We start from the raw sequence: 24,915 nt of genomic DNA, 5'->3' as shown, positions 1-24,915 counted from the left end.
GGGCACGAGGGGATGAAGCGATGACGAAGACCATGGCCGATCGACGTCGCAAGTTGAGCGTCGCGCTGGCACTGACGGGGCTCTCCGTCGTGCTGGGCGCCTGCAACACCACCGGCGAGATCGTCACCCAGACGGTCCCGACCGACTATCGCCAACGTCACCCGATCGCGGTCGAGGAAGCCAAGAAGTCGATCGTGATCTTCGTCGGCAAGGCTCGCGGCGGCCTCTCGGCCGCGCAGCACGCGGACGTCGCCGGCATTGCCCGGGACTGGGTGCGCGAAGGCACCGGCTCGGTCGTCGTCGACGTCCCCGTCAACGCCGCGAATTCGCGCGCGGCGGCAGCGACCTATCACGAAATCCGTTCATTGCTCGCATCCGGCGGCGTGCCCTCCCGTGCCATCGTCCAGCACCCCTATCGGCCCGAGGATCCCGGACTGCTGCCCACCATCCGCCTGAGCTATTCCCGGATCGCCGCGGTCGCGGGCCCCTGCGGGCTGTGGCCGGAAGATATCGGCCCCTCCATCCTCGACCCCGGCTACAACGAGAACCGGCCCTATTTCAATCTGGGCTGCGCCACCCAGCGCAACCTCGCGGCAATGATCGACAATCCGGCCGACCTCGAGCAGCCGCGGTCCGAGACGCCGGCCTACAACGCACGGCGTGACATGGCGTTCGAGCGCTATCGCAAGGGCACGCCGATCGCGACCATGAATCCAGACGCCGACAAGGCCAAACTCAGCGACACAGGCAGATGACACGCGTCCACGACGAAGAAGCGGACGATCCGCAACACCCCGAGGAACACATTGCGCCGGTTCCTCGCATCTCCGTGCAGGCCTTTTGCGAGACCGAGCAGACGCTCGCCGCGGTGACCGCGGCCGGGCAGGATCGCCGTCTCGCCAAGGCGCATCTTACCGCCAAGGACGGTGGCTTAGCTGCGGCAATCGAAGTCTATGAAACGATGCCGACGCCGAACGTCATCGTGATCGAATCCGACGGCACGCGCGACATCCTTGAGGGCCTCGACGACCTCGCCGGCGTCTGCGATCCCGGCACCCGTGTGGTCGTGATCGGCAATCCCAACGACACCGCGCCCTATCGCGAGCTGGTCCGCCGCGGCGTCAACGACTATGTGGTGGGACCGGTCGAGACGCTCGACGTCGTTCGCTCGATCTGCAGCCTGTTCTCGGCGTCGGAAACCATCATCACCGGCCGCGTCATCGCGGTGGTCGGCGCCAAGGGCGGTGTCGGCGCCTCCACCGTCGCGCACAATGTGGCCTGGACCATCGCCCGCGACCTCGCGCTCGATTCCGTCGTGATCGATCTCGACCTCGCCTTCGGCACCGCGGGTCTCGACTACAACCAGGACCCGGTGCAGGGCATCGCCAATGCGGTGCTGTCGCAGGATCGGCCGGACACGGCCCTGATGGAGCGTCTGCTCTCGAAATGCACCGAGCGGCTCAGCCTCCTTGCTGCGCCAGCTACCCTTGACCGCGTCTACGATTTTGGCGCGGAGGCCTTCGACGCGGTGTTCGACACGCTGCGCATGACCACGCCCTGCATCGTGCTCGACGTCCCCCATCAATGGTCGGGCTGGACGCGGCGTGCGCTGGTCAACGCGGACGACATCGTGATCGTGGCCGAGCCCGATCTTGCGAACCTGCGCAACACCAAGAACATGCTGAACGTGTTGAAGGCGGCGCGGCCGAACGACCGGCCACCGCTCTACTGCATCAACCAGGTCGGCATGCCCAAGCGGGCAGAGATCGAGGTCAAGGCCTTCGCCAAGACCATGGAGAGCCAGCCGATCGCGGTGATCCCGTTCGATTCGAAGCTGTTCTCGACCGCGGCCAACAACGGCCAGATGATCGCGGAGGTCTCGAAGAGCCACCGCACCACCGAGCTGTTCCAGAACATGGCGAACCGCCTCGCCGGGCGCGGCGAGGTGAAGAAGCCGAAGCGCTCGCTGCTCGGGCCGCTGCTGAAGAAGCTGAAGGGCCGGTCGGGGCGCGGGTCAGCCCCGCATCGCAAGGCGTCGTAGGGACGAGAGCTGAACTCTCTCCGTTCCCTCCCCCCTTGTGGGGCAGGGAGGGGGGTGCCACACGGGGACTCTTTCCCTCGCGCACCCACTCGATGCATCGTCACCAATTAGCACGTTTTCCTGGGCTACCCCTCTCCCTAGCCCTCCCCCACAAGGGGGGAGGGAACGCACCTCCTCGGTGCGTTCGGCGAGGCTCAATCTATCGAGCTAAGGAACGAGCCGGTTACTTCTCCGCCCGCTGCTGCTTCTTCACCAGCAACTGCCGCAGCGCCGTGACCTTTGCCGCCGCCTGATCCGGCGGCAGGTCGGCCTTCACGATGGTTTCGGCCTCGGCCTGCTTTCCTTCCAGTCCCAGCACGAGCGCGAGATTGGCGCGCACGCGGAGATCGGCGGGATTGCGCGCGTGCGCCCGGCGCATCGTTTCCTCCGCCCGCGGCAGGTTGTTCTGCAGCATGTAGGACAGTCCGAGATTGGACAGCACCGACGGCTCGTCCGGCACGATCTTCAGCGCGGCGGCGTAGTATTGCTGCGCCTCCTCGTTGCGGCCGAGTTGATCGAGCGCGGCGCCCTGCGCCGACAGGATATGCCAGTCGGGATCCTCGGGCGAATGCGCGCGGCCGAGGACGTCGAACGCCTGCTGGAAACTGCCGCTGTCGGCGAGCGCGCGGCCATAGCCGGCGAGCAGCGCCTTGTTGTTGGAATGGGCGAGCACGGCCTGCTCAAGCACCGCGAGCGCCTGCGCGCGCTGGCCGGTCTGGCGCAACGCCTTGCCGTATTCGAGCGCGATGTTGGGATCGCCAGGCTTGGCGCGATAGCGCTCGCGCAGCGCGTCCATGTCCGGCCTCACGTCGGGCTTGGTATCGGACTTGCCAGCCGTTTCCGACTTTCCGCCGAGCGCGCCGGTGATGTCCTCGATTCCGGTGGTCTGACAGCCGCCGAGGGCCAGGATCAGAAGCGCGGAAAACAGATATCTCGCCGGAAGAGAGGCGACGGACAAACGCTTGGACATACTCTGATCACTCGGCGACTGATCAGAGATGCTTACCGATTAACGCTAAAGTCCCGTTAAGGCGGTGGCTTCCGGTAGCTCAGTCGGTGAATTCAGCGCCGAACTCGCAGCCGATGCGCCAGCGCAGGCGGCACTGGCGGGAATAGTCGGGCGCGAAGATGATGGTGAATTGCGGCGGCACTTCCAGAAATTCCGCCACCACTTTCACGCCGCCATCGGAAATATCCGTGATCGTGCAGTCCCGCGGCAGCGAACCCGCGCCAAAATGAATCTTGGCGAGCCGCGTGCACATCCGTCGTTCGCTTCTCCGGCGATTTGCAAGCATTTGAATTGTTCACCCGTTAGACCACGGCCCATCCCGCACCCTAGGAGTAGCGGACATTCGTTGGGATGTGCTGAGCGGAGCAGCTGGCATTCGAGGCGTAGTGTCTTCGTCGTGTTTACAATCGGTTAGGGCCTTGCAGGCCCTCTCAACATGTTCCCGTATTGTTCTTGCCAGGGCTGGCCCGCTCTGCTACCCCTAATTGTGCAAGAGGGGCAGGCTGGTTCGGGCATGGTTCAGCGGGTTTCTACCGTCGCCTTTGAGGGGATCGAGGCCCGCGCGGTCGACGTGCAGGTGCAGGTCGCGCCCGGTCTGCCGGCCTTCGCGATCGTAGGTCTCCCGGACAAGGCGGTGTCGGAGGCGCGCGAGCGGGTCCGCTCGGCGCTGATCGCCTCGGGGCTGGCGCTGCCGGCGCGGCGGATCACCGTCAATCTCGCGCCCGCCGATCTGCCCAAGGAGGGCAGCCATTACGACCTGCCGATCGCGCTCGGGCTGATGGGGGCGATCGGCGCGATTCCCCCGGATGCGCTGACCGGCTTCACCGTTCTGGGCGAGCTTGGCCTCGACGGATCGATCGCGCCGGTGGCCGGTGTTCTGCCCGCCGCGATCGGCGCCAATGTCCGCGAGGAGGGGCTGATCTGTCCGGCGGCTTGCGGCTCGGAAGCGGCATGGGCGAGCCCGGACATCCAGATCATCGCCGCAAGTTCGCTCATCCAAATCGCCAACCATTTCAAGGGAACGCAGGTGCTGTCGCGGCCCGTGCCGAAGGTGCATGAAGCAGCAAGCTCGCCGCTCGACCTGCGCGACATCAAGGGCCAGGAGAGCGCCAAGCGGGCGCTGGAGATCGCGGCCGCCGGCGGCCATCACCTGCTCATGATCGGCGCGCCGGGCGCGGGCAAATCGATGCTGGCGGCACGCCTGCCCTCGATCCTGCCACCGCTGTCACCGGGCGAGTTGCTCGAGGTCTCGATGATCGCCTCCGTCGCCGGCGAGATCGAGGGCGGCGCGCTGACGGCGCGGCGGCCGTTTCGCTCCCCGCATCATTCCGCCAGCATGGCCGCGCTCACCGGCGGCGGCATGCGCGCACGGCCCGGCGAGATCTCTCTCGCGCATCAGGGCGTGCTGTTCCTCGACGAGCTCCCGGAATTCGATCCGCGCGTGCTGGATTCGCTGCGCCAGCCGCTGGAGAACGGCGAGGTCTCGGTGTCCCGCGCCAATCACCGCGTCACCTATCCCGCACGCTTCATGCTGGTCGCGGCGATGAATCCCTGCCGCTGCGGCAACGCGTTCGAGCCTGGCTATGCCTGCAAGCGCGGCCGCATCGATCGCTGCACCGGCGAATATCAGGCCCGCATCTCGGGACCGCTGATGGACCGCATCGATTTGCGCATCGAGGTTCCCGCAGTGACCGCGGCCGATCTGATCCTGCCGCCGCCGGCAGAGGGCTCGGCCGAGGTTGCGGCGCGCGTGGCCGCCGCGCGCGACATCCAGCTCGCGCGCTACGCGGCTGCCGGCCTGCCGAAGGTTCGCACCAATGCGGAAGCACCCGCCTCGGTGCTGGAGGAGATCGCGAAGCCCGATGCGCAAGGCCAGAAGCTGCTGCGCGATGCCGCCGAGACCATGCGGCTGTCGGCGCGCGGCTATCACCGCGTGCTGCGGGTGGCGCGCACGCTCGCCGATCTCGACGGCGCCGACAGGATCGGCCGGCTGCATCTGGCCGAGGCGCTGTCCTACCGCGCACTCGCGGAGGATGTGCGCCAGCTGGCGTGATCATCCCGCGCATCAACCCGGCGGTAACGAGTTTCCTTTACGCTCTGCAAACCATAAGGCCCATCAGTTCCCGTACAGGGCCCGGCGAGTAGCGTGTCATGTTGCGTTTCAAGATCCTGGCCTCGGTTATTCCCGTGTTGGCGGCCGCGGTGTTTGCCCGCAGTGAGATCGGATCGGTCTCGCATCCCTGCATCGCCCTCGGCGACACCTCGGTCGAGCTGACGTCGCTGTTCTGGACCGCCGGCGTGCATGTCGCCTTCACCGATGATCCCGCGCGCGCCACGGTGCGGGTCCAGATCACCGAGGATGCGGACGCCGCCGACTTCGCCGTCGTCGACGACGGCCTCGGTTCGGAATCGGAATCCTGCCAGGCCACCCCTTCGACTCGCCTGATCTCGATTGCTGCGCAGCCCGTCGACGGCGGTCAGGTGATCTATCTCTCCACCGAGGGGCCGGCGGATTACCGCGTCTATGTGCGCTCGAAGACCTTCTCGCAGCGCGAGGCGGCGGCGCTGATCGTCGGCGCCCGCGGCGGCCACCGTCATCTCCAGGCCGCCTCGCTCTGAGTCGTTAACGTCCCGTCAACCCTGTTAGGAGGCGGTCGCAGCGCTTCAAACTGTTCGCAAGGTCGACGGCACATCGTCGTTTACAGCGAGCACAGCGTTTTAAGAAAAGAGTCGGGTCGGTGGCGATGGATCGGACGTTCCGGATCAAGGTGCGCATGCGCCGCTTCAGGCGACAGTACCCCAGAATCGCCTTCGCGATCCGCTCCATCATGATCTTCTCGGCGACCTTCGGCGGCGCCTACGGGTTTGTCTCCGGCAGTCGATCCGAGACGTCCGGCTACGATCCCAATGCGTTTGCGATCGGCGTCAGTTTCCTGTTCGCGCTCGCCTGCCTCGGCCTCGCCACGCTCAGCATGCGCCTGCGCTTCGTCAACAAGCGGATGCGTGCGCTGGCGGCCCACAACGAAACGCTGATCGACCGCAATTGGGAGCTGAAGGAGGCCGAGGAGCGCGCGCGCAGCCTGTTCGAACAGCAGGGCGATCTGATCGTGCTGCGCGACACAAGCGGCCGCATCACCTTCGCCAACGACGCCTATTGCGCGCTCGCCGGACAGGCGCGCGGCGCACTGGTCGGCACGCGCTTTGATTTCGCGGTGCTGGAGCAGGGCGACAGCGCCCGCGAGAGCAACGGTACGCGCATTCACGACCAGAAGATCGCATCCCCGCTCGGCGCGCGTTGGATCGCCTGGCGCGAAGGTTATGTCCGCCTCGACGCCGGCCAGCCTGCCGAATTGCAGAGTGTCGGACGCGATGTCACCGACCGCACCGAGACCGAGCGTGCGCTGTCCGACGCCCGCGATCAGGCCGATGCCGCCAACCGGGCCAAATCGCGCTTCCTGGCCATGGCCTCGCACGAGATCCGCACGCCGCTCAACGGCATCATCGGCATGGGCGGGCTGCTGCTCGACACCACGCTGACGCCGGAGCAGTCGACCTACGCCAAGGCCGTGAAGACCTCCGGCGAAGCGCTGATGGCGCTGATCGAGGAGTTGCTCGACTATTCCAAGATCGAAGCCGGCAAGCTCGATCTCGAGCAGCGTCCCTTCGCGCTCTCGGCCCTGATCGAGGACATCACCGAACTGCTCGCGCCTCGCGCGCAGGCAAAGAAGCTCGAGATCGCCGCCTATGTCGACGAGCGGCTGCCGCTCGAGGTGGTCGGCGATGCCGCGCGGCTGCGCCAGGTGCTGCTCAACCTCGCCGGCAACGCCATCAAGTTCACCGCGAGCGGCGGCGTTGCGCTGATCGTCGAGCCCAGCATCTGGCCGAACGAGATCAGTTTTCTGGTGCGCGACACCGGCATCGGCATCGCAGCCGACGCGCAACAGCGCATCTTCCGCGAATTCGAGCAGGCCGACGAACGCGTCGCCCGCACCTATGGCGGCACGGGGCTGGGCCTCGCGATCAGCGAGCGCATCGTCAAGCGCATGGGCGGCCGCATCACGCTCACGAGCGAGCCGGGCAAGGGTTCGACCTTCGAGGTCGCAGTCCCGCTGGCGCCATCTCCCGCCGGCGCGGAACAGACGGCATTCCCGAGTCCCGATCTCGCGGGCAAGTCGATCCTGCTGATCGCCGACGGCATCGAGGCCTCGCTGATCGCGCGGCGGCTGGAGCGCTGGGGCGGCCAGACCTGCATGGTGACGGACGCGGCGGTGGCGGAAGCACTGCTGCCGGAACGTTCATGGCATTCGGTGCTGATCGATCGCGCACTCGGCGCTGCCCTCGCCGACCGCCTCGGCGAAGCCGCACGCAGCCATGCGACGCAACGCCTCGTGCTGCTGACATCAGGCTCGCGCCACGAGAAACTCTCGCCGGCCTTCACCGGCTTCCTGGTGAAGCCGCTGCGCGCCGCCTCACTCGCCGCACGCCTCGCGCTGCCCCCTGAGGTCGCCTCGCCCGATCTCGCGCCGGAGCCATCGATCCCATCCGCCGGCGCGGTACCGGTGAAAGGCCTGTCGATTCTCGTCGCCGAGGACAACGAGATCAACGCGCTGTTGATGCGCTCGCTGCTGACGAAACTCGGCCACCGCGTCGTCATCGCCGTCCATGGCGAGGCCGCGCTGGAATCCTGGCTCGGCGCGACATCGGCCGGCACGCCCTATGATCTCGTGCTGATGGATATCCAGATGCCGCAGCTCGACGGCATCGAGACGACAAAACGAATCCGTGCGCATGAGGCCGCCAAAGGCGGCCATCACACGCCGATCCTCGCGCTCACCGCCAATACGCTGGTGGAAGATCGCTACGCCTGCTTTGAAGCGGGCATGAACGGGTTTCTGATCAAGCCGCTCGATCGCGAGAAGCTGGAAGAGGCGCTGGCCGGACTGGCGGCGGCGCGGCAGCTCGCGGTTTGACCCGGATTTCATAGGAACCCGATCTCGGCCGGCAATCGACAATTGAAATCGACCGCGGCGCGCGTCACCATCCTCTGGGGCATTTAAGCAGAGGATTTCGCATGAACATGCTTTGCCGCCTCGCCTTCGTGATCCTTCTCTGGGGTTCCACTCAAGCCACCGCGGCAGATAGCCCGCACCTGATCGCCTCGCTGAAGCAAGGCGGCTACGTGCTGGTGTTTCGCCACACCGCCACCGACGACAGCCAAAAGGATGTCTACCCTTTCAAGTTCGACGACATGAGCGCCCAGCGTCAGCTCAGTGAGAAGGGCCGCGACATGGCGCGCCAGATCGGGACGGCCATCAAGGAACGCGCGATCCCGATCGGCGATATCTACACCAGCCGGCTGAACCGCGCGATCGAGGCAGGCAGACTGATCTCCGGCCGCGAGGTGAAGCCAGTCGATGCATTGACGGACAGCAGCAACGCGAGTGCGTCGGGCATGGCAAATCCGACCGGTGCAAATGCAAAGGCAGGCCAGGCCGTGCGGCAGCTCGTCGATGCACCGCCCAAGGCCGGCACCAACACCTTCCTGGTCACCCACAAGACCAACATCGCGGATGCCTTCGGCAAGGACGCCGGGGACGTGCAGGAAGGCGAAGCTTTCGTCTACAAGGCCAGCAGCTCGGGTCCCGCAACCTTTGCAGGACGCATCAAGCTCGCCGACTGGACCGCGAAAGCGGACAAGTGACGGCCCGGACTTCAGGTCCGGATCATACTCTGGCAACAGAAGGGCTGGCGAACACGTGAGAACCTCGGAAGACCGCTCATTCCTCATCCTGCTTGCCGCGATCACCCTTGCGTTCGGGTGGGTGCTTTGGCCGTTCTCCGGCGCGTTGTTGTGGGCCACGCTTCTGGCGATCATCTTCGCGCCACTCTATCGACGCGCCCTGGAAACGCTTCCGGGGCGGCGCAACCTTGCCGCATCGTTCACCGTCGTCGCCGTGATCGTCATGGTCCTCATCCCCGTGGCGATCGTGATCGCCTCGCTCATCGACCAGGGTGGGGAGCTGTATCAGCGCGCTCAGAGTGGGGAGATCAGTTTCGCTCATCCCCTGGAGCAGGTGAAATCCGCGTTGCCCGCTTGGGCTGCATCGCTGTCGGATCGCTTGGCCAGCATTGATTTTTCGGCCCTGAAAGAACGTCTCTCGGGTCTGGTCGTCCCTGCCGGCCAACAGCTGGCGGGCCACGCCATCAACATCGGTCAGTTGACGCTGGAGTTCGTCGCAAGCCTGCTCGTGATGTTGTACCTGCTGTTCTTTCTGCTCCGCGATGGTGACGAGCTCAACGCACGGATTCGCGACGCGCTTCCGCTGCGGCCGAGCCACACCACCGAGATTCTGAAGGCGTTCACCCTGGCGGTTCGCGGGACGATCAAAGGGATCGTTCTCGTTGCCCTGATTCAGGGGGCGCTTGGCGGGCTGATTTTCTGGCTGCTCGGCTTGACGGCGCCGCTGCTCGCGGGCGCCCTCATGGCGTTGCTCTCGCTCCTGCCCGTGCTCGGCTCCGCCCTGGTTTGGGTTCCGGTCGCACTCTATTTGCTGGTGGCAGGCTCAGTCACGAAAGGGATCATCCTGCTCGCTTTCGGGACCTTCGTGATCGGTCTTGCGGACAATTTTCTCCGCCCGATTCTGGTCGGCCAGTCGATCCAAATGCCGAGCTATGTCGTGCTGCTCGCCACCCTGGGCGGCCTTGCGGCTTTCGGAGCGAACGGGTTCGTCATAGGCCCACTCGTCGCCGCGATGTTTCTCACGGCGTGGCACATCTTCATCGGCTCGAAAGCGCGACAGGAGGTCCGGAAATGATCGTCATGTCGAGTCACGACCCGGCGGTCAGCCGAGTGCCGAATCCGGCCGGCCCCGAACGGTATGCGGCATAAGCCATAAACCGCGGCGCGGACAGCTTGTCACGCGCCGCCTGGCCTCCCGTGAACATGGTGTCTGCCTTGGCCGCGCGCTTGCAATGCGGGCATACGAAAAGATGCGCGATGATCGGGGTCGGCTCATCCGCCAGCAGCTCGGAACGGAACCACTTCATCTCGATATGGCAGTCCGGGCAGATCGGAGCTTCCAGCTGCTCGGCAGCGCTTCTGAGACGATCAACCATGGTGCCCTCGCGTTTACGAAGGTCATAGCCGAATACCCTTTGTCGGTCTGCAACAAAAGACACTCTGCGCGCGCGGGCTAGGCCCGTCGACCGCCGCGATTACAGCCGCCTGAGCGCCACGCTCGCCACCGTGTGGTCTGCGCCCTTCTTCAGGATCAGGGTCGCGCGGGGGCGGGTCGGCAGGATGTTATCCTCGAGATTGGCGAGGTTGGTGCGTTCCCAGATCGCGATCGCGGTGGCGGTGGCCTCCTCGTCCGACAACAGCGCATAGCGATTGAAGTAGGATTTCGGATTGGTGAACGCGGTGTCGCGCAACGACAGGAAGCGCCTGATGTACCACTGCCGCAGCGCGGCCTCGTCGGCGTCGATATAGACCGAGAAATCGAAGAAGTCGGACACCACGGGCACGGCCTTGCCGTCACGCGGCAGCTTGCCGGTCTGCAGCACGTTGACGCCCTCGACGATCAGGATGTCGGGCTGGTCGATCTCGGCCCACTGGTTCGGCACGATGTCGTAAGTCAAATGCGAATAGACCGGCGCGCGCACATGGCGGCGGCCGGCCTTGATGTCGGAGAGGAAGCTGAGCAGCAGCGGCAGGTCGTAGCTCTCCGGAAATCCCTTCTTCTGCATGATGCCCTGCCGTTCCAGCACGGCGTTGGGATACAGAAATCCGTCGGTGGTGATCAGCTCGACCTTGGGACGCGGCGACCAGCGCGCCAGCAGCGCCTGAAGCACGCGGGCCGTGGTGGATTTTCCAACCGCGACCGAACCGGCGACGCCGATGATGTAGGGCATCTTGCGGTCGCGGATATTGAGAAACTGGCGCTCCGCGTAATAGAGCCGCTGCATCGCATCGACATAGATCGACAGCAGGCGCGACAGTGGCAGGTAGATGTCCTCAACCTCCTGCAAGTCGAGGCGGTCGTGCAGCGAGCGCAGCCGGTCGAACTCGCCCGGCTCCAGCGTCATCGGCGTGTCGTCGCGGAGTCGCGACCACTCCTCGCGCGTATAGACGCGGTACGGATTATACTGCTGCTCGGGTGCGCGGATATCCATGACGCGACTCTCCACCTCGGCTAGCTGCCGCCCTTGCGCGACGCCTTTTCTTCCAACCCTGACATATTGGTCCGCTTGTCCAATGCGGCCTCGACCTCTTCCAGCTTTACGCCGCGGGCCTTGAGCAGCACAAGGAAATGATAGAGCAGGTCGGCGCCTTCCGCGATCAGATGCGCGCGATCGTTTTCGACTGCTGCGATTACGGTTTCGACTGCTTCCTCACCGAACTTCTTGGCGCAATGTTCGGCGCCCTTGTCGAGGAGCTTGCGGGTATAGGACGCCTCGCCACCCGCTGCCGCGCGGGCGTCGATTGTCTCGGCCAGATCGTGGATCGTGAAACGCGGCATACAGATACCCGGAAAACGCGCCTTGGCCGATGATTGGCCGGTTACCTGGCGGGATAAGCCGGTCCCCGCCGATCATGTAGCATTTTTATGGACGGGAGTCGTCAGGCATCGAGGCGCATGGGCAGCCCGCGCCGGGACATATGCTCCTTGGCTTCGCGGATGGTGAATTCCCCGAAGTGGAAGATCGAGGCGGCCAGCACGGCGGTGGCGTGGCCGTCGCGGATGCCGTCGACGAGGTGGTCGAGATTGCCGACGCCGCCGGAGGCGATCACGGGAACGGGAATGCTGTCGGCGACCGCCCGGGTCAGCGGGATGTCGAAACCCTGCCGCGTGCCGTCGCGGTCCATCGAGGTGAGCAGGATTTCACCGGCGCCGAGCGAGACCACTTCCTGGGCATATTCGATGGCGTCGATGCCGGTCGAGTTGCGGCCGCCATGGGTGAATATCTCCCAGCGCTCTCCGCCACCGGCGCGCTTGACCCGCTTCGCGTCGATCGCGACCACCACGCATTGCCCGCCGAATTTCTCGGCGGCTTCCTTGACGAACTCACGTCGCGACACCGCGGCGCTGTTGATCGAGACCTTGTCGGCGCCCGCGCGCAGCAGCGTCTTGATGTCGTCGACCTCACGCACGCCGCCGCCGACGGTGAGGGGCATGAAGCAGGCCTCCGCGGTGCGCCGGACCACGTCCAGCATGGTGCCGCGGTTCTCATGGGTCGCGGTGATGTCGAGAAACGTAAGTTCGTCGGCGCCGGCAGCGTCATAGGCAATCGCCGCTTCGACGGGATCGCCGGCATCGCGCAGATCAACGAAGTTGACGCCCTTGACGACGCGGCCGTCCTTGACGTCGAGGCATGGGATCACGCGCACCTTGAACATCGGAGGTCTCCTAGGCAGCGCGTGCGTTGCGGATCAGGGCAAGGGCGGCGGCCGGCTCGAGACGGCCGTCATAGAGTGCGCGGCCGGCGATCGCGCCGGCGAGCTTTTTCGCGCGCGGCGTCAGCATCGCCTTGACGTCCTCGATCGAGGCGAGGCCGCCGGAGGCGATCACCGGAATCGAGATGGCATCCGCCAGCGCAATGGTCGCGTCGAGGTTCAGGCCCTTGAGCAGGCCGTCGCGCGCAATGTCGGTGAAAATGATGGCGGCGACGCCGGCATCCTCGAAACGCCGTGCAATCTCCAGCACCGTCACCTGCGAGGTCTCGGCCCAGCCTTCGACCGCGACCTTGCCGTCACGGGCATCAAGCCCGACCGCGACGCGGCCGGGGAATTTCCTGGCGGCAGCCTTCACCAGTTCGGGGTCGCGCACCGCGGCGGTGCCGATGATGACACGGGTGATGCCCTTGTCGAGCCAGGCCTCGACAGTCGCGAGATCGCGAATGCCGCCACCGAGCTGCACCGGAATCGTGATCGTCTTCAGCATCGCCTCGACGGCCTGCGCATTCACCGGCTTGCCGGCAAACGCGCCATCGAGATCGACGACGTGGAGATATTCAAAGCCCTGCGCGACGAAGCTCGCCGCCTGGGCGGCGGGATTGAGGTTGAACACGGTCGCGCGCGCCATGTCGCCCTGTTCGAGGCGCACGCATTGGCCGTTCTTGAGGTCGATCGCGGGAAAGAGAATCACGGTTTCCATCGCAAAAAGTTCGAGATCAGGGCCAAACCAAAGCGCTGGCTCTTCTCGGGGTGAAACTGCGTCCCGATGGCGGTGTCCTTGCCGACGATCGCTGTCACCGGCCCGCCGTAATCGGCGCGCGCGAGCACGTCCGCCTCGTTGGCGGCATTGAGGTGATAGGAGTGCACGAAATAAGCGTGCTGGCCCTTGGGGCCGAGCGGCAGCCCGTCCAGCACCGGATGCTCGCGCAGCACATCGAGCGTATTCCAGCCCATGTGCGGGATCTTGAGGCTCTCGTCGCGCGGCGTGATCTTCTCGACGTCGCCGCCGATCCAGTTCAGGCCTTGCGTGATGACATGCTCCTTGCCGCGGGTGGCGAACAGCTGCATGCCGACACAGATGCCGAACATCGGCCGCGCCTTGACGCGCACCGCCTCGGTGATCGCCTCGACCATGCCGTTGACGGCATCGAGCCCGCGCCGGCAATCGGCAAAGGCGCCGACGCCCGGCAGCACCAGACGGTCGGCGCTGTAGGCCTGGTCCGGATCGCTGGTGACGAACACCTTTTGCGGGTTGTCCATGCTGCGCGCGGCGCGCTCGAACGCCTTGGCGGCCGAATGCAGATTGCCGGAACCGTAATCGATGATGGCGACGCTCATCTTGACCCTCCCGGTTCTGGAAACAAACCAATGATGCCACCCGCCGGCATCGGCGGCGGGTTGGAGAATTGCTGACCCGGGACGTTGCGGGTCGGCGGCGGGCCGCCGCGATCGACGGCCCATTGATCGTTGACGATGCCGCGCTGCTTCTGGCTCCAGCGCTCGAAGAAGCGTCGCTCGGCAGTGTCCTCGTCGTCGGAGATCACCACGTCGAGCTGTCGCCATTTCCCGCGCGACAGCGTCCAGCGGCGCAGGCTGGAGGCCTCGAATCCCATCAGCAGCGCGACGATGACGTCGGCGAAGAAGATCGACGAACGGCCGACGCCGAGGCTGGACAGCCCGACATTGAACGCGGCAACGAAGATCACCCAGCCGATCAGCGCCAGCCACAGCCGATTCCACAGCAGCCAGAGCGGGCCGAAGATCATCGCCCAGAAATGGAAGCCGTCGCGCACGAAGACGAATTTGTCAGTCGCGCGCAGATCGGCTCCTGCAGGGGAGGGAGCATGAACTGTGTAGACGGACATGGCGATGCCCTGTTCCTAGGAATTCAGTGATACCGCAAACGGCGCGCGCCGCCGGCCCGAGATGTCAGCCGCCGAGCGAGCCCTTGGTGGACGGGATCTCGCCCACCGCCTTCGGATCGATCGCGACGGCGGTGCGCAGCGCCCGTGCCAGACCCTTGAAGCAGGACTCGGCGATATGGTGGCTGTTATCGCCATATAGGGTCTCGACGTGAAGAGTCACGCCCGCGTTCATGGCGAAGGCCTGGAACCACTCGCGCACCAGCTCGGTGTCGAACTCGCCGATCTTGTCGCGGGGGAAGTCGACCTTGAACACCAGGACCGGGCGGCCCGAGATGTCGATGACCACGCGCGACAGAGTCTCGTCCATGGGCATGTGCACCCCGGCATAGCGGGTGATGCCCGCCATGTTGCCGAGCGCCTGCTTGAGGGCCTGGCCGAGCGCGATGCCGGTGTCTTCGGTGGTATGGTGATGATCGATGTGCAAATCGCCGACCGCCTTGACCGTGAGGTCGATGCGGGAATGGCGGGCGAGGAGATCGAGCATATGGTCGAAAAAGCCGATGCCGGTCGCGATATTGGACACGCCGGTGCCATCGAGGTTCACGGTGACCTCGATGTCGGTTTCCTTGGTCTTGCGCTTGATCGTCGCGGTGCGCATCAAAACTAGCTTTCATCCTCGTTCGGGGCCGAAAACGCCGGTCTTTTAACAGCCAAATGACGCCTTCGCTACTGCGGCAACGGCTGGCCGGGCCTCTACTTCTGCCTATGGTGAGCGAAATTGGGCCCGGAGCGGCCCGTTGTGCCCCCGCTCCCGACCGCCTAAATCAGCCCGGACAACGAGGATCATTCATGCAGGACTCCCCAAACAGCTCCCCGGGTTGGCACGGCACCACGATTCTGACGGTCCGCAAGGGCGGCACGGTGGTGGTCGGCGGCGACGGCCAGGTCTCGATCGGCCAGACCGTGATCAAGCACAACGCCAAGAAGGTCCGGAAACTCGGCAAGGGCGACGTCATCGGCGGCTTTGCCGGCGCCACGGCCGACGCCTTCACGCTGTTCGAGCGTCTGGAAGCCAAACTCGAGCAATATCCGGGGCAATTGACCCGGGCCGCCGTCGAGCTCGCCAAGGACTGGCGCACCGACCGTTATTTGCGGCGGCTGGAGGCCATGATGATCGTGGCGGACAAGGACGTTTCCCTGGTGCTGACAGGTACCGGCGACGTGCTGGAGCCCGAAGCCGGCGTCATGGCGATCGGCTCGGGCGGGAATTACGCGCTGGCGGCCGCCCGCGCTTTGCTCGACACCGACAAGGACGCCGAGACCATCGTCCGCCGCTCCCTCGACATCGCCGCCGACATCTGCGTCTACACCAACCGCAATGTCACCGTCGAAGCGCTGTCGGCCGGGTAGGACTTGTGGCTGGACAGCGGACCTCCGGACCAGCTGTAACCTCTCCCGCTTGCGGGAGAGGTCGCGCCGAAGGCGCGGGTGAGGGTTCTGTCCTCTTGGGCGCTGTCCCATTGCCGACGCACCCTCTCCCCAACCCTCTCCCGCAGGCGGGAGAGGGAGTGCACCACCGCCGTAGCCGCTAGATGACCCTCGCCTACACTTTCCGCCCGATGACCGTGACCGACCTGCCGCTGATCCGGCGATGGCTGGGCGAAGCACATGTGCGGGAATGGTGGGGCGATCCGGACGAGCAGTTCGCGCTCGTCAGTGGCGATCTCGATGACCCCGCTATGGATCAGTTCATCGTGTTGGCCGGCGACAAGCCGTTCGGCTATCTTCAATGCTACCGCCTGACCGCCTGGAATACGGGTCTTGGGCCGCAACCGGAGGCCACCCGTGGCATCGATCAGTTCATTGGCGAAAGCGACATGATCGCGCGCGGGCACGGTTCGGCCTTCATCCGCCAATTCGCCGACGCGCAGTTGCGAGACGGTCTGCCGCGCATCGTCACTGATCCTGATCCGCTCAACGCGCGGGCCGTGCGTGCCTATGAGAAGGCCGGCTTTGTCCGGGAACGTATGGTCGAGACACCGGACGGGCCGGCACTTCTGATGGTGCGCGAGCGATGACGCTGACAACCGCGCACGAGAGCAAGGCTGCGTTTCCACCGCTCGCCTGGGTCGGCATCGCGCTGCTTCTGCTGGCGATGCAGGCCTCGATCCTGTTCGCGATGGGCCGGGTGCCGATCTGCACCTGCGGCTATGTCAAGCTGTGGCATGGCGTGGTGAACAGCTCGGAGAATTCGCAGCACATCGCCGACTGGTACACCTTCTCGCACATCCTGCACGGCTTCCTGTTCTACGGACTGACCTGGCTGCTGTTCGCGCGGCTGCCGTTCGTGTCCCTGTCCTGGCCCGCGCGCCTGATCATCGCCATGCTGATCGAGGGCGCCTGGGAGATCGTCGAGAACTCGCCGTTCATCATCGAACGCTACCGCGCCGGCACGATCTCGCTGGATTATTTCGGCGACAGCATCGTCAATTCGGTCTCTGACAATCTGTCCATGATGCTGGGCTTCCTCGCTGCGCGCCTGCTGCCTGTATCAGTGACCGTTCTGCTCGGGCTCGCCTTCGAAATCATGCTGGCGCTCCATATTCGCGACAATCTGACCCTCAATATCCTGATGCTAATCCATCCGATCGAGGCCGTGAAACAATGGCAATCGGGTCCGCCGATCATCTGACGGCCAAAAAAAGCGGCTTGTCCCGCCCCGCATCTGATCCTAGCTAAGGTCCCATGACAGACTTCTCCCCCCGCGAAATCGTTTCCGAACTCGACCGTTTCATCGTCGGCCAGGCCGATGCCAAGCGCGCCGTCTCGATCGCGCTACGCAACCGCTGGCGGCGGCAGCAGCTCACCGGCTCCTTGCGCGAAGAGGTGCTGCCGAAGAACATCCTGATGATCGGCCCCACCGGCGTCGGCAAGACCGAGATCGCGCGGCGGCTCGCCAAGCTTGCCAACGCGCCGTTCCTGAAGGTGGAGGCGACGAAATTCACCGAGGTCGGCTATGTCGGCCGCGACGTCGAGCAGATCGTGCGCGATCTCGTCGAGGTCGCGATCGCCCAGGTCCGCGAGCGCAAGCGCAAAGACGTGCATGCACGCGCGCAGCTCGCCGCCGAAGAGCGCGTGCTCGACGCCCTGGTCGGCGCCAATTCCAGCGCGGCGACGCGGGACTCCTTCCGCAAGAAGCTGCGCGCGGGCGAGCTCAACGACAAGGAAATCGAGATCGAGACGCAAGGCGGCGGCAGCGGCTTTCCGATGTTCGAGATCCCGGGCATGCCTGGCGCGCAGATGGGCGCGGTGTCGATCGGCGACATCTTCGGCAAGCTGGGCGGACGCAGCAAGACGCGACGGCTGACGGTGGAGAGCTCACACGAGATCCTCGTCAACGAGGAATCCGACAAGCTGCTCGACAGCGATCAGTTGACAATGGAAGCGATCAGCGCAGTCGAGAACAACGGCATCGTGTTCCTGGACGAGATCGACAAGATCTGCGCCCGCGAAGGCCGCGCCGGCGGCGACGTCTCGCGCGAGGGCGTGCAGCGCGACCTGCTGCCGCTGATCGAGGGCACCACGGTCTCGACCAAGCATGGCGCGGTGAAGACCGACCACATCCTGTTCATTGCCTCAGGTGCCTTCCACGTCGCCAAGCCGTCCGATTTGTTGCCGGAACTGCAGGGCCGCCTGCCGATCCGCGTCGAGCTGCAGGCGCTGACCCGCGACGACATGCGCCGTATCCTGACCGAGCCCGAAGCCTCGCTGATCAAGCAATATGTCGCCTTGATGCAGACCGAGGGCGTCACGCTCGACATCACCGACAACGCCATCGACGCGCTTGCCGACGTCGCGGTGGCCGTGAATTCCACCGTCGAGAACATCGGCGCGCGGCGGCTGCAGACCGTGATGGAGCGGGTGCTGGACGAGATCTCCTTCACCGCCCCCGACCGCAGCGGCGAGACCGTCAGGGTCGACGCCGATTTCGTGCAGAAGCACGTCGGCGACCTCGCCAAGAACGCGGATCTGAGCCGGTTCATTTTGTAATTCCGGGCGGCCACGCTATCAACTGGCCGTCGTCCCGGCGAAAGCCGGGACTCATAACCACCGGCAGTGATCGTTGGAAAAGATAGCGGCCCCAGTATTGGATCAAAACGAACATTCGTGGCTATGGGTCCCGGCTTTCGCCGGGACGACAGCGGAGGGTGCCGCGCGTCGAGTGCCATATGCTCGCTGACCTTCAAAAAAATCCCTGGCGTCTCCTGCTCGCGATCAACGCGGTGGTCATCGTCGGCGTCTTCGTTCACAAGATCCAGCTGCCGCCTTACGTCCCCTATATCCACCTCCTCGTCGACTACCATTTCGGCTTCATCAAGCGCGCGCTGATCGGGGCAATCGTCGCGCTGTTCACCGACAAGGTGCCGCTATGGCTAGTGTTCGCGCTCGGCGGCGCGACATGGCTGGTGACGCTCGGGCTTTACGCAAGACTGTTCCAGAAGACGTTCGGCTTCACCGCCAAGACATTGCCGACGTTCGTCTTCATCGCGGGCTCGCCGTTCTTCCTCAAGAACTTCATGCACACGCTCGGCCATTTCGACATCTATGGCTGCGCGCTGGCGATCATCCTGCTGCTGGTGCCGGCCGGCTCGCTGCTGTTCGTGGCGCTGGCTGCGCTGTTCTCGATCGTTCTCGTCCTGATCCACCACATCCATCTCCTGATGTATGTGCCGACCATCATCACCATCGTCGTGATCAGGCACTATCTGACGCAGGGCTGCGATCGCACCAATGTCGCGTTCGGCGTCGTTGCCCTGCTGGCCGTCTCCACGCTGTTCTTCGCCGCGCAGTTTTGGGGAACGATGCCGATCCCGGAGGCGGATTTCGTTGCCTACCTGAAGAGCCGGATGGCCGATCCATCGCGGACCGACCTGCTGCAGTTTGCCTACATCTGGTATCAGCCGCTCACGCAGGAGGTTTCCGACACCTGGGGCCGCCTGCCCCACAACATCCTCGGCGTGCCCGTATTCGTGCTGCTGATCTGGCTGCACACACCGCTGTGGCGCTATTTTGCCAACCTGATCGGCGCGCTCGCAAGCGACACGCATCGCCGTCTCGTAATCGCGGCGCTCGCCGGCGTCAGCCTCGCCTGTCTCGTGATGTTCGCGATGGTGTTCGACTATTCGCGCTGGATCTCGAACTGGGCGGTCTGCATGTTCCTGATCCTGCACGCCGTGAAGATGCTGCCCGCCGCACGCGAGACACCGCTGATTCCGGCAGAAGATCAGAAGACGAATATCTTCGCCCTGATCCTCACACTGATCCCGCGCGTCGGAATCGTGCGGCCGTTTTAGGCGGTGTGCCCCCTCTCCCGCCTGCGGGAGAGGGTTGGGGAGAGGGCTTTCTCCGCAAAGGGATTCCCCAAGAGGAGAGATCCCTCACCTGCGGTTAAAACCTCGCTCGCCTGATCCGCACGTAAAGCGCGCCCTCGCCGCCATGGCCGATAGCGGCCTCTTCAAACCCCACGACGAAGGCGCGGAATTCCGGCAGGCTCAGCCATTCCGGCACCTGGCGGCGGAGCACGCCGCTTTCGCCGCCGCTTCGGCCCTTGCCGGTGATGACGAGCACGAAGGTCAGGCCGTCATGATGGGCGCGGTGCAGGAAGCCGGTCAACGCGCGATGGGCGCGCATCTGGGTCATGCCGTGCAGATCGAGCCGCGCCTCGATCTCGCTGCGCCCGCGCGACAGTTTTGTACGCTCACGCTTGCCGAGCGGCGCCAGCGGCGGGACCGCCGGCTTCGCTGCACGCGGTGCCGGGGCAGCGGCAATCGGACGTGGCGAGGGCGCAGGCCGCGTGGCGGGCGCTGCAGGTGAAGGCTCGGTGCGCGGTGTGGCCTGCACCTTGGCGCCCCGATGCTTCCTCAGCGGCTTGACGTGCTTTGCGATGGTATCCCACAGCGCGCGCTCTTCCTCGCTCAGCGCGCGACGGCGCGGCGAGGGACGAGGCTCCAGCACGGGCGGACGGGACGATCGCTTCATTGCTGTCGATGGGAACGATTCTTGACCGGCCGTCGGGGCTCTTGAACGGGCTCGATCACAGGACGCGGTACTGGCAACGGGATTGGGTCGGCGACAGCGACAGTCTCGCCTTTACCTTGCGCGACCGCAGCCGGAGCCGGCTTGGCAGTATCCTTGGCCGGATCCTTCGCGGGCTCCGTTTGCGGAAACAGCTTTGCGATCTTCTCCGAGGGCCTGGGGTCGGGCACCGGGAGCCGCGCGGCGCGCGGCGTGGGATCGAGGCCTTTCGGCACCAGCATCACAAAATGCATGGCATGGCGCAGCCGCCCGGAGACCCGGCCGGCATCCGCGCCCGCGCCGAAATAGAGATCTGCGCGCGCAGGACCGATGATGGCCGAGCCGGTGTCCTGCGCGATCATCAGCCGATGGAACGGCGTCTTCGCGCGTTCGGAATCGATCGGCAGCTCGCCTTCGATGAAAAACGGCGTGCCGTAGACATGAAGCGATTTGTCCACCGCGATCGAGCGGCCGGCTGTCAGAGGGATACCTTGCGCGCCGACCGCCTCCTCCTTGTCGGACAGATTGACCTCGCGGAAGAAGATGTAGGAGCGGTTCTGGCGCCGCAGCTCCCTGGCACCGTCCGGGGTCTGCGCCATCCACTCCCTGATCTTTTGCATCGACATCTCTTCCTTCGGAATGATGCCGCGCTCGATCAGGATGCGACCGACCGCCGTATAAGGGTAGCCGTTATAGGCGTCGTAATTGAGCCGGACCGTGCCGCCGTCGTCGAACTTGATCCGCGCCGAACCCTGGATCTGGGCGAACAGCAGATCGGTCGGGTCCTTCAGCCAGGCGATCTCGAGTCCGCGGCCGGCGATCTTGCCGTCCTCGATCTCGGCGCGATCGTAATAGGGCACGAGCTTGCGGCGGCCGATCTTGCGATAGACCGGGCCCTTGTTGGGCAGGCTGACCGAATCCTGCTTGTAGCCGCGCACGAAAAGATTCGAGGGGCGGCGATAGACCGGGACGTTGTAGACGTCGGTCTGGGTGCGCGATCCCTCCAGCACCGGCTCGTAATAGCCGGTGACGAAACCATCGGGCTCGCCGAGGCGCGAGATCCGCAACGGCGCAAAATTCTCCTCGAAGAAGGTTTTGGCGCTGGCGTCGTCGGTGAGCTCGAGCGATTTGGCGACTCGGCAGGGCTCGCCCAGCGAGGCGCCCAATGCCTTCGGTTCGGCAGTGCCGGTGTGTGCGCTGATCGGACGGCAGCTCGCGCGAAAGGTCTTGTAGGCGGCAAGATGATTGTCGTCGCTCCAGCCCGTCACGTCGGCCCAGGCCAGCGGCAGATATTGCGCACCGGGAATCTCGAACGGCAGGGGAAGCTGCGGATACGGCAAGGCGCGCGCCGGCGCGGCAGGCAATTCCGGAAGATGATGGTGATGGCTGCGATAGTGGCGCCGCGCCGCCTCGGCGCCGAGTGAAAACGACGACAGCGCGACGGCACCTGCGCAAAGCGCCGTCGCGCTGGTCTTCAGGAAAACCCTAATTCGCGCTTCCGGTGCCAACCAGCTTCCAGTTCGGATCGCGAGAGGTGATGTCGCGGGCGAAAGTCCAGATGTCGGTGATGTCGGCGACGGTGTCGGCGCTGCCGTCGACGATGTTGCCGGCCTTGTCTCGCGTGGCCGAGATCATCTGCGAGACGAAGCGGATCGTGAGCTGGGCGGTGCGGTCGCGCAGCTCGGCGCCGACGAGCTCGGCCTTGTCGATCGAGACAAAGCGCGTCTCAGTCTTCTGCTCGTTCTTCTCGCGCTCCTTGATGGCGGCATCGAAGCTGTCATAGACCTCCGACGACAACAGGTCTTTTAGCGAACGGCGGTCGCCATTGGCAAAGGCCAGCACGATCATCTCATAGGCGCCGCGAGCGCCGGAGATGAAATGGCGCGGATCGAAGGTGGAATCCTTTTCGACGATGGAGTCGAGACCCTGGGCGAGCACGGTGCCCGGCTCTGTCAGGCCCTTCCAGCGGTCGGAGGGCGGGGTCGGCTCGGCCGTCGGCGCCAAGGGGGCCTGGTCGATGACCTTGCCTGGCATGGTGACGACGTTCTTTTCCTGGGCACCCTGGAGCGCGTTGCGGTCGAACGGCGGTCGCTCGTTACCGGTGCGCTGCCCCAGCACGCTGCGCAGCCTCAGAAAGATGAAGACCGCCAGCGCCAGGAAGATGATGGTGTAGATGTCCACGTCGTATTCGCTTTCTGGTCGTCTGTAGAAGGGGCCGTCTCGAAGGGGTCGTGCCGGGAAAATCGATCCGGCCAGTAGACCGTTCCATACCGGAACGGCAAGTCTACATCACCATTTCGGGTCCGCGCGTCAGGTCCGTGGGATGTAGGCACGAAATCTTGCCCGGCCAATGGCGCCTTTTGGCACAGCAGCGAGTGTAGCGCGTTTTATGCTTAAGGGGAAACCCGATCCTGCCCGGAAATCGCGCATCTTCAATCGTTTAAGGCGCGGTTTCGCTGGATCGGCGGGATGAACGCCACAGTTGCGGGCGTGGCCGGAATTCCCCATCCGGGACCGTTCGTCCTTGTGGAACGAGGTAGCCCTATGTTAGCCAACCGCCGCGAAATTCAGCCCAATCGGGTAAGGAGACACTCTTATGACCAACGGTAACGGCACCCCTCCCGAGGCGGCCCAGGCTCCCCAGCTCAACGTCTTGGCGCAATATACCAAGGACCTCTCGTTCGAAAATCCGAATGCGCCCAGCTCGCTCCAGCAGCAGAGCCAGCCGCCCCAGATCAACATCCAGATCAATGTCAGCGCCAACAACCTGAGCGAACAGGAGTTCGAGGTGACGCTGTCGGTCGAGGGCAAGGCCGAGACCGCCGGCAAGATCATGTTCTCGTTCGAGCTCGCTTATGCCGGCGTGTTCCGCATCTCCAACGTGCCGAAGGACAATTTGCATCCGCTGGTCATGATCGAATGCCCGCGCCTGCTGTTCCCGTTCGCCCGTGAGATCATCGCCACTGCCGTGCGCGACGGCGGTTTCCCGCCTTTGATGCTGGATCCGGTCGATTTCGTCGGCCTCTATCGTCAGAACATGGAGCGGCAAATGGCCGCTCAGCCGAGCGGCCAGGCTTAACCAGCCAAAGGGGCAGCTGGAGCGGGCAAGAACTCGTTCCAGATCGCCTTGTCGCCGAGCGTTGCGATGAAGGCCCGGTGGGCTTCGCGCTCGGCGTCTGAAATCCGCGGTGTGAGCGGCGCCGGCCGCTGCCGCCGCGGCGCATCGGCAGCCCCATTGGCGCGAGTCTCCTCGGATTCCGAAGCCAGCAGCAGCTGCGATTGCCGCGCCCCGACCAGATCCACATAGACTTCCGCAAGCAACTCGGCGTCGAGCAACGCGCCGTGTTTGGTCCGGCGTGAATTGTCGATCGCATAGCGCGAGCAGAGATCGTCGAGCCGGTTCGACACGCCGGGATGCTTGCGCCGTGCCAGCAGCAGCGTATCGACCAGCCGCTCGCGCGGGATCGCCGTGCGCTTGATCCGGTCGAGCTCGGCATTGATGAAGCTGATGTCGAACGAGGCGTTGTGGATCACCAGCGGCGCGTCGCCGATGAACTCCAGAAAATCGTCAACGACCTCGTGAAACAGCTGCTTCGTCGCCAGAAACTCGGCCGACAGCCCGTGCACCGCAAAGGCTTCTGCCGGCATGTCCCTTTCGGGATTGATGTAGACGTGGAAACTCTGCCCCGTCGGCATGCGATTGAGCATCTCGACGCAGCCGATTTCGACCAGGCGGTCCCCCCGCAGCGGGTCGAGGCCGGTGGTTTCGGTGTCGAGAACGATTTCGCGCATGATCCAAGAAGCCGTGTCAGGCGGCGAATCAGGCTCGCCGCTGCGGCATCTTAACAACCTCGGCCAGGATGTGCGCGATTTGGGCGCGCACTGGGTCGAGTCCGTGCGACGTATCCACCACGAAATCGGCACGCTTGCGCTTTTCCGCGTCGGGTGTCTGCTTGGCGATGATGGCGTCGAGCTTGGCCTCGTCCATCGTACCGCGCGCCAGCACCCGCTCGCGCTGCAGTTCCGGAGACGTCGTCACGACGACCACGGCATCGACCCGCGTCTCGCCACCCGTCTCGAACAGCAGCGGAATGTCCAGCACCACGACCGGCGCGTTGGCGGCTTCGGCGTCGGCGAAGAATTTTTTCCGGGAAGCGCCGAGCATCGGATGAACGACCTGCTCAAGCTGCTTGATGGCGGCAGCATCGTGCACCACGCGCGCCGACAGTTTTGGCCGATCGACCTTGCCGTTCGCGGTGGTGCCGGGGAAGGCGGCCTCGATCGCGGGCGCAGCCTCGCCCTCATAGAGCTGATGGACGGCCGCATCGGCGTCGTAGACGGGCACGCCAGCCTCCGCGAATAATTTCGCGGTGGTGGATTTGCCCATCCCGATCGAGCCGGTCAGTCCCAGGATCCGCATCAGCACCCAGCC

Annotated in this window: 28 protein-coding genes; 13 read left to right on the top strand and 15 right to left on the bottom strand. The window is 64.9% G+C overall.

Annotation, left to right across the window (positions count from 1 at the left end; all coding sequences use genetic code 11):
* The first annotated feature begins 20 nt into the window (after window positions 1-20).
* On the top strand, window positions 21-755 hold the full coding sequence (locus tag C7G41_RS18805; protein WP_106943965.1) for a CpaD family pilus assembly protein: 735 nt from the start codon (window positions 21-23) through the stop codon (window positions 753-755).
* Window positions 752-2,041, top strand: coding sequence for an AAA family ATPase (locus tag C7G41_RS18800; RefSeq protein WP_106943964.1), 1,290 nt, complete (start codon window positions 752-754; stop codon window positions 2,039-2,041). The genes C7G41_RS18805 and C7G41_RS18800 overlap by 4 nt, the downstream gene beginning before the upstream one ends.
* Before the next feature lie 223 nt (window positions 2,042-2,264).
* Here C7G41_RS18800 and C7G41_RS18795 read toward each other — a convergent pair whose 3' ends face one another.
* Both C7G41_RS18795 and C7G41_RS18790 read right to left on the bottom strand, forming a co-directional pair.
* Window positions 2,265-3,050: a tetratricopeptide repeat protein gene (locus C7G41_RS18795; RefSeq protein WP_106943963.1), complete on the bottom strand. Its 786-nt coding sequence runs from the start codon at window positions 3,048-3,050 to the stop codon at window positions 2,265-2,267.
* Window positions 3,051-3,129: 79 nt separating this feature from the next.
* Window positions 3,130-3,375 (bottom strand): PilZ domain-containing protein, encoded by a 246-nt coding sequence (locus tag C7G41_RS18790; RefSeq protein ID WP_007598461.1) that lies wholly within the window; start codon window positions 3,373-3,375, stop codon window positions 3,130-3,132.
* Between the two features lie 228 nt (window positions 3,376-3,603).
* Between C7G41_RS18790 and C7G41_RS18785 the strand changes: the two genes are divergently transcribed.
* From C7G41_RS18785 to C7G41_RS18765, 5 genes are all read left to right on the top strand, one after another.
* Window positions 3,604-5,142, top strand: a complete 1,539-nt coding sequence (locus tag C7G41_RS18785; protein WP_106943962.1) for a YifB family Mg chelatase-like AAA ATPase — start codon at window positions 3,604-3,606, stop codon at window positions 5,140-5,142.
* Window positions 5,143-5,240: 98 nt separating this feature from the next.
* Entirely contained in the window at window positions 5,241-5,708 is a 468-nt protein-coding gene (locus C7G41_RS18780; RefSeq protein WP_106943961.1) for a hypothetical protein, read from the top strand.
* A 125-nt stretch (window positions 5,709-5,833) separates the two neighbouring features.
* On the top strand, window positions 5,834-8,059 hold the full coding sequence (locus tag C7G41_RS18775) for an ATP-binding protein (protein WP_199198479.1): 2,226 nt from the start codon (window positions 5,834-5,836) through the stop codon (window positions 8,057-8,059).
* Between the two features lie 101 nt (window positions 8,060-8,160).
* Entirely contained in the window at window positions 8,161-8,790 is a 630-nt protein-coding gene (locus tag C7G41_RS18770) for a histidine phosphatase family protein (protein ID WP_106943959.1), read from the top strand.
* A 55-nt stretch (window positions 8,791-8,845) separates the two neighbouring features.
* The gene (locus tag C7G41_RS18765) at window positions 8,846-9,904 is read left to right on the top strand and encodes an AI-2E family transporter (protein ID WP_106943958.1); all 1,059 of its coding nucleotides are present in this window, start codon (window positions 8,846-8,848) and stop codon (window positions 9,902-9,904) included.
* A 13-nt stretch (window positions 9,905-9,917) separates the two neighbouring features.
* Here the strand turns inward: C7G41_RS18765 and C7G41_RS18760 are convergent, their stop codons facing one another.
* The 8 genes from C7G41_RS18760 to hisB form a co-directional block, all read right to left on the bottom strand.
* Window positions 9,918-10,205: a hypothetical protein gene (locus C7G41_RS18760; protein WP_106943957.1), complete on the bottom strand. Its 288-nt coding sequence runs from the start codon at window positions 10,203-10,205 to the stop codon at window positions 9,918-9,920.
* A 99-nt stretch (window positions 10,206-10,304) separates the two neighbouring features.
* Window positions 10,305-11,261 carry a type I pantothenate kinase gene (coaA, locus tag C7G41_RS18755; RefSeq protein WP_007598451.1) on the bottom strand — a complete coding sequence of 319 codons (957 nt, stop codon included), beginning with the start codon at window positions 11,259-11,261 and terminating at the stop codon, window positions 10,305-10,307.
* Between the two features lie 20 nt (window positions 11,262-11,281).
* Window positions 11,282-11,608 carry a phosphoribosyl-ATP diphosphatase gene (locus C7G41_RS18750; protein WP_007598445.1) on the bottom strand — a complete coding sequence of 109 codons (327 nt, stop codon included), beginning with the start codon at window positions 11,606-11,608 and terminating at the stop codon, window positions 11,282-11,284.
* Window positions 11,609-11,709: 101 nt separating this feature from the next.
* Entirely contained in the window at window positions 11,710-12,486 is a 777-nt protein-coding gene (gene hisF, locus C7G41_RS18745; RefSeq protein ID WP_106943956.1) for an imidazole glycerol phosphate synthase subunit HisF, read from the bottom strand.
* A gap of 10 nt (window positions 12,487-12,496) precedes the next feature.
* Window positions 12,497-13,243, bottom strand: coding sequence for a 1-(5-phosphoribosyl)-5-[(5-phosphoribosylamino)methylideneamino]imidazole-4-carboxamide isomerase (gene hisA, locus C7G41_RS18740; protein WP_199198467.1), 747 nt, complete (start codon window positions 13,241-13,243; stop codon window positions 12,497-12,499).
* Window positions 13,231-13,881 carry an imidazole glycerol phosphate synthase subunit HisH gene (hisH, locus tag C7G41_RS18735; RefSeq protein WP_106943955.1) on the bottom strand — a complete coding sequence of 217 codons (651 nt, stop codon included), beginning with the start codon at window positions 13,879-13,881 and terminating at the stop codon, window positions 13,231-13,233. The genes hisA and hisH overlap by 13 nt, the downstream gene beginning before the upstream one ends.
* Window positions 13,878-14,408, bottom strand: coding sequence for a DUF2628 domain-containing protein (locus C7G41_RS18730; protein WP_106943954.1), 531 nt, complete (start codon window positions 14,406-14,408; stop codon window positions 13,878-13,880). Before C7G41_RS18730 ends, hisH begins: the two co-directional genes overlap by 4 nt.
* A gap of 64 nt (window positions 14,409-14,472) precedes the next feature.
* A complete protein-coding gene (gene hisB / locus C7G41_RS18725) occupies window positions 14,473-15,066 on the bottom strand; it encodes an imidazoleglycerol-phosphate dehydratase HisB (protein WP_106943953.1) in 594 nt (197 codons plus the stop codon).
* 191 nt (window positions 15,067-15,257) lie between these two features.
* On the opposite strand from hisB, the gene hslV reads away from it, so the two are divergent.
* From hslV to C7G41_RS18700, 5 genes are all read left to right on the top strand, one after another.
* Window positions 15,258-15,818: an ATP-dependent protease subunit HslV gene (gene hslV / locus C7G41_RS18720; RefSeq protein WP_106943952.1), complete on the top strand. Its 561-nt coding sequence runs from the start codon at window positions 15,258-15,260 to the stop codon at window positions 15,816-15,818.
* A gap of 182 nt (window positions 15,819-16,000) precedes the next feature.
* Window positions 16,001-16,486 carry a GNAT family N-acetyltransferase gene (locus tag C7G41_RS18715; RefSeq protein WP_106943951.1) on the top strand — a complete coding sequence of 162 codons (486 nt, stop codon included), beginning with the start codon at window positions 16,001-16,003 and terminating at the stop codon, window positions 16,484-16,486.
* Complete coding sequence (locus tag C7G41_RS18710) at window positions 16,483-17,100, top strand: DUF2585 domain-containing protein (RefSeq protein WP_106943950.1); 618 nt, start codon at window positions 16,483-16,485, stop codon at window positions 17,098-17,100. Before C7G41_RS18715 ends, C7G41_RS18710 begins: the two co-directional genes overlap by 4 nt.
* Before the next feature lie 53 nt (window positions 17,101-17,153).
* Complete coding sequence (hslU, locus tag C7G41_RS18705; protein WP_106943949.1) at window positions 17,154-18,458, top strand: ATP-dependent protease ATPase subunit HslU; 1,305 nt, start codon at window positions 17,154-17,156, stop codon at window positions 18,456-18,458.
* Window positions 18,459-18,637: 179 nt separating this feature from the next.
* Complete coding sequence (locus C7G41_RS18700; protein WP_106944065.1) at window positions 18,638-19,762, top strand: hypothetical protein; 1,125 nt, start codon at window positions 18,638-18,640, stop codon at window positions 19,760-19,762.
* Window positions 19,763-19,856: 94 nt separating this feature from the next.
* On the opposite strand, the gene C7G41_RS18695 is transcribed toward C7G41_RS18700, so the two are convergent.
* From C7G41_RS18695 to C7G41_RS18685, 3 genes are read right to left on the bottom strand one after another with little or no spacing between them, the layout of a single operon-like run.
* Window positions 19,857-20,447, bottom strand: a complete 591-nt coding sequence (locus tag C7G41_RS18695; RefSeq protein ID WP_106943948.1) for a Smr/MutS family protein — start codon at window positions 20,445-20,447, stop codon at window positions 19,857-19,859.
* Entirely contained in the window at window positions 20,444-21,991 is a 1,548-nt protein-coding gene (locus tag C7G41_RS18690) for a murein transglycosylase A (protein ID WP_199198466.1), read from the bottom strand. The genes C7G41_RS18695 and C7G41_RS18690 overlap by 4 nt, the downstream gene beginning before the upstream one ends.
* On the bottom strand, window positions 21,969-22,664 hold the full coding sequence (locus C7G41_RS18685) for a Tim44/TimA family putative adaptor protein (RefSeq protein WP_106943947.1): 696 nt from the start codon (window positions 22,662-22,664) through the stop codon (window positions 21,969-21,971). Before C7G41_RS18685 ends, C7G41_RS18690 begins: the two co-directional genes overlap by 23 nt.
* 415 nt (window positions 22,665-23,079) lie before the next feature.
* On the opposite strand from C7G41_RS18685, the gene secB reads away from it, so the two are divergent.
* Complete coding sequence (gene secB, locus C7G41_RS18680) at window positions 23,080-23,562, top strand: protein-export chaperone SecB (protein ID WP_007598595.1); 483 nt, start codon at window positions 23,080-23,082, stop codon at window positions 23,560-23,562.
* Here secB and dnaQ read toward each other — a convergent pair.
* On the bottom strand, window positions 23,559-24,275 hold the full coding sequence (dnaQ, locus tag C7G41_RS18675; protein WP_106943946.1) for a DNA polymerase III subunit epsilon: 717 nt from the start codon (window positions 24,273-24,275) through the stop codon (window positions 23,559-23,561). The two genes, secB and dnaQ, sit on opposite strands and share 4 nt — an antisense overlap.
* 28 nt (window positions 24,276-24,303) lie before the next feature.
* The gene (gene coaE, locus C7G41_RS18670; RefSeq protein ID WP_106943945.1) at window positions 24,304-24,903 is read right to left on the bottom strand and encodes a dephospho-CoA kinase; all 600 of its coding nucleotides are present in this window, start codon (window positions 24,901-24,903) and stop codon (window positions 24,304-24,306) included.
* Window positions 24,904-24,915 lie beyond the last annotated feature (12 nt).

The sequence above is a fragment of the Bradyrhizobium sp. MOS002 genome (genome assembly GCF_003020115.1).
Lineage (GTDB): Bacteria > Pseudomonadota > Alphaproteobacteria > Rhizobiales > Xanthobacteraceae > Bradyrhizobium.
The sequence above is the reverse complement of the archived record's forward strand: the minus strand, read 5'-3'. Positions and strand labels throughout refer to the sequence as shown.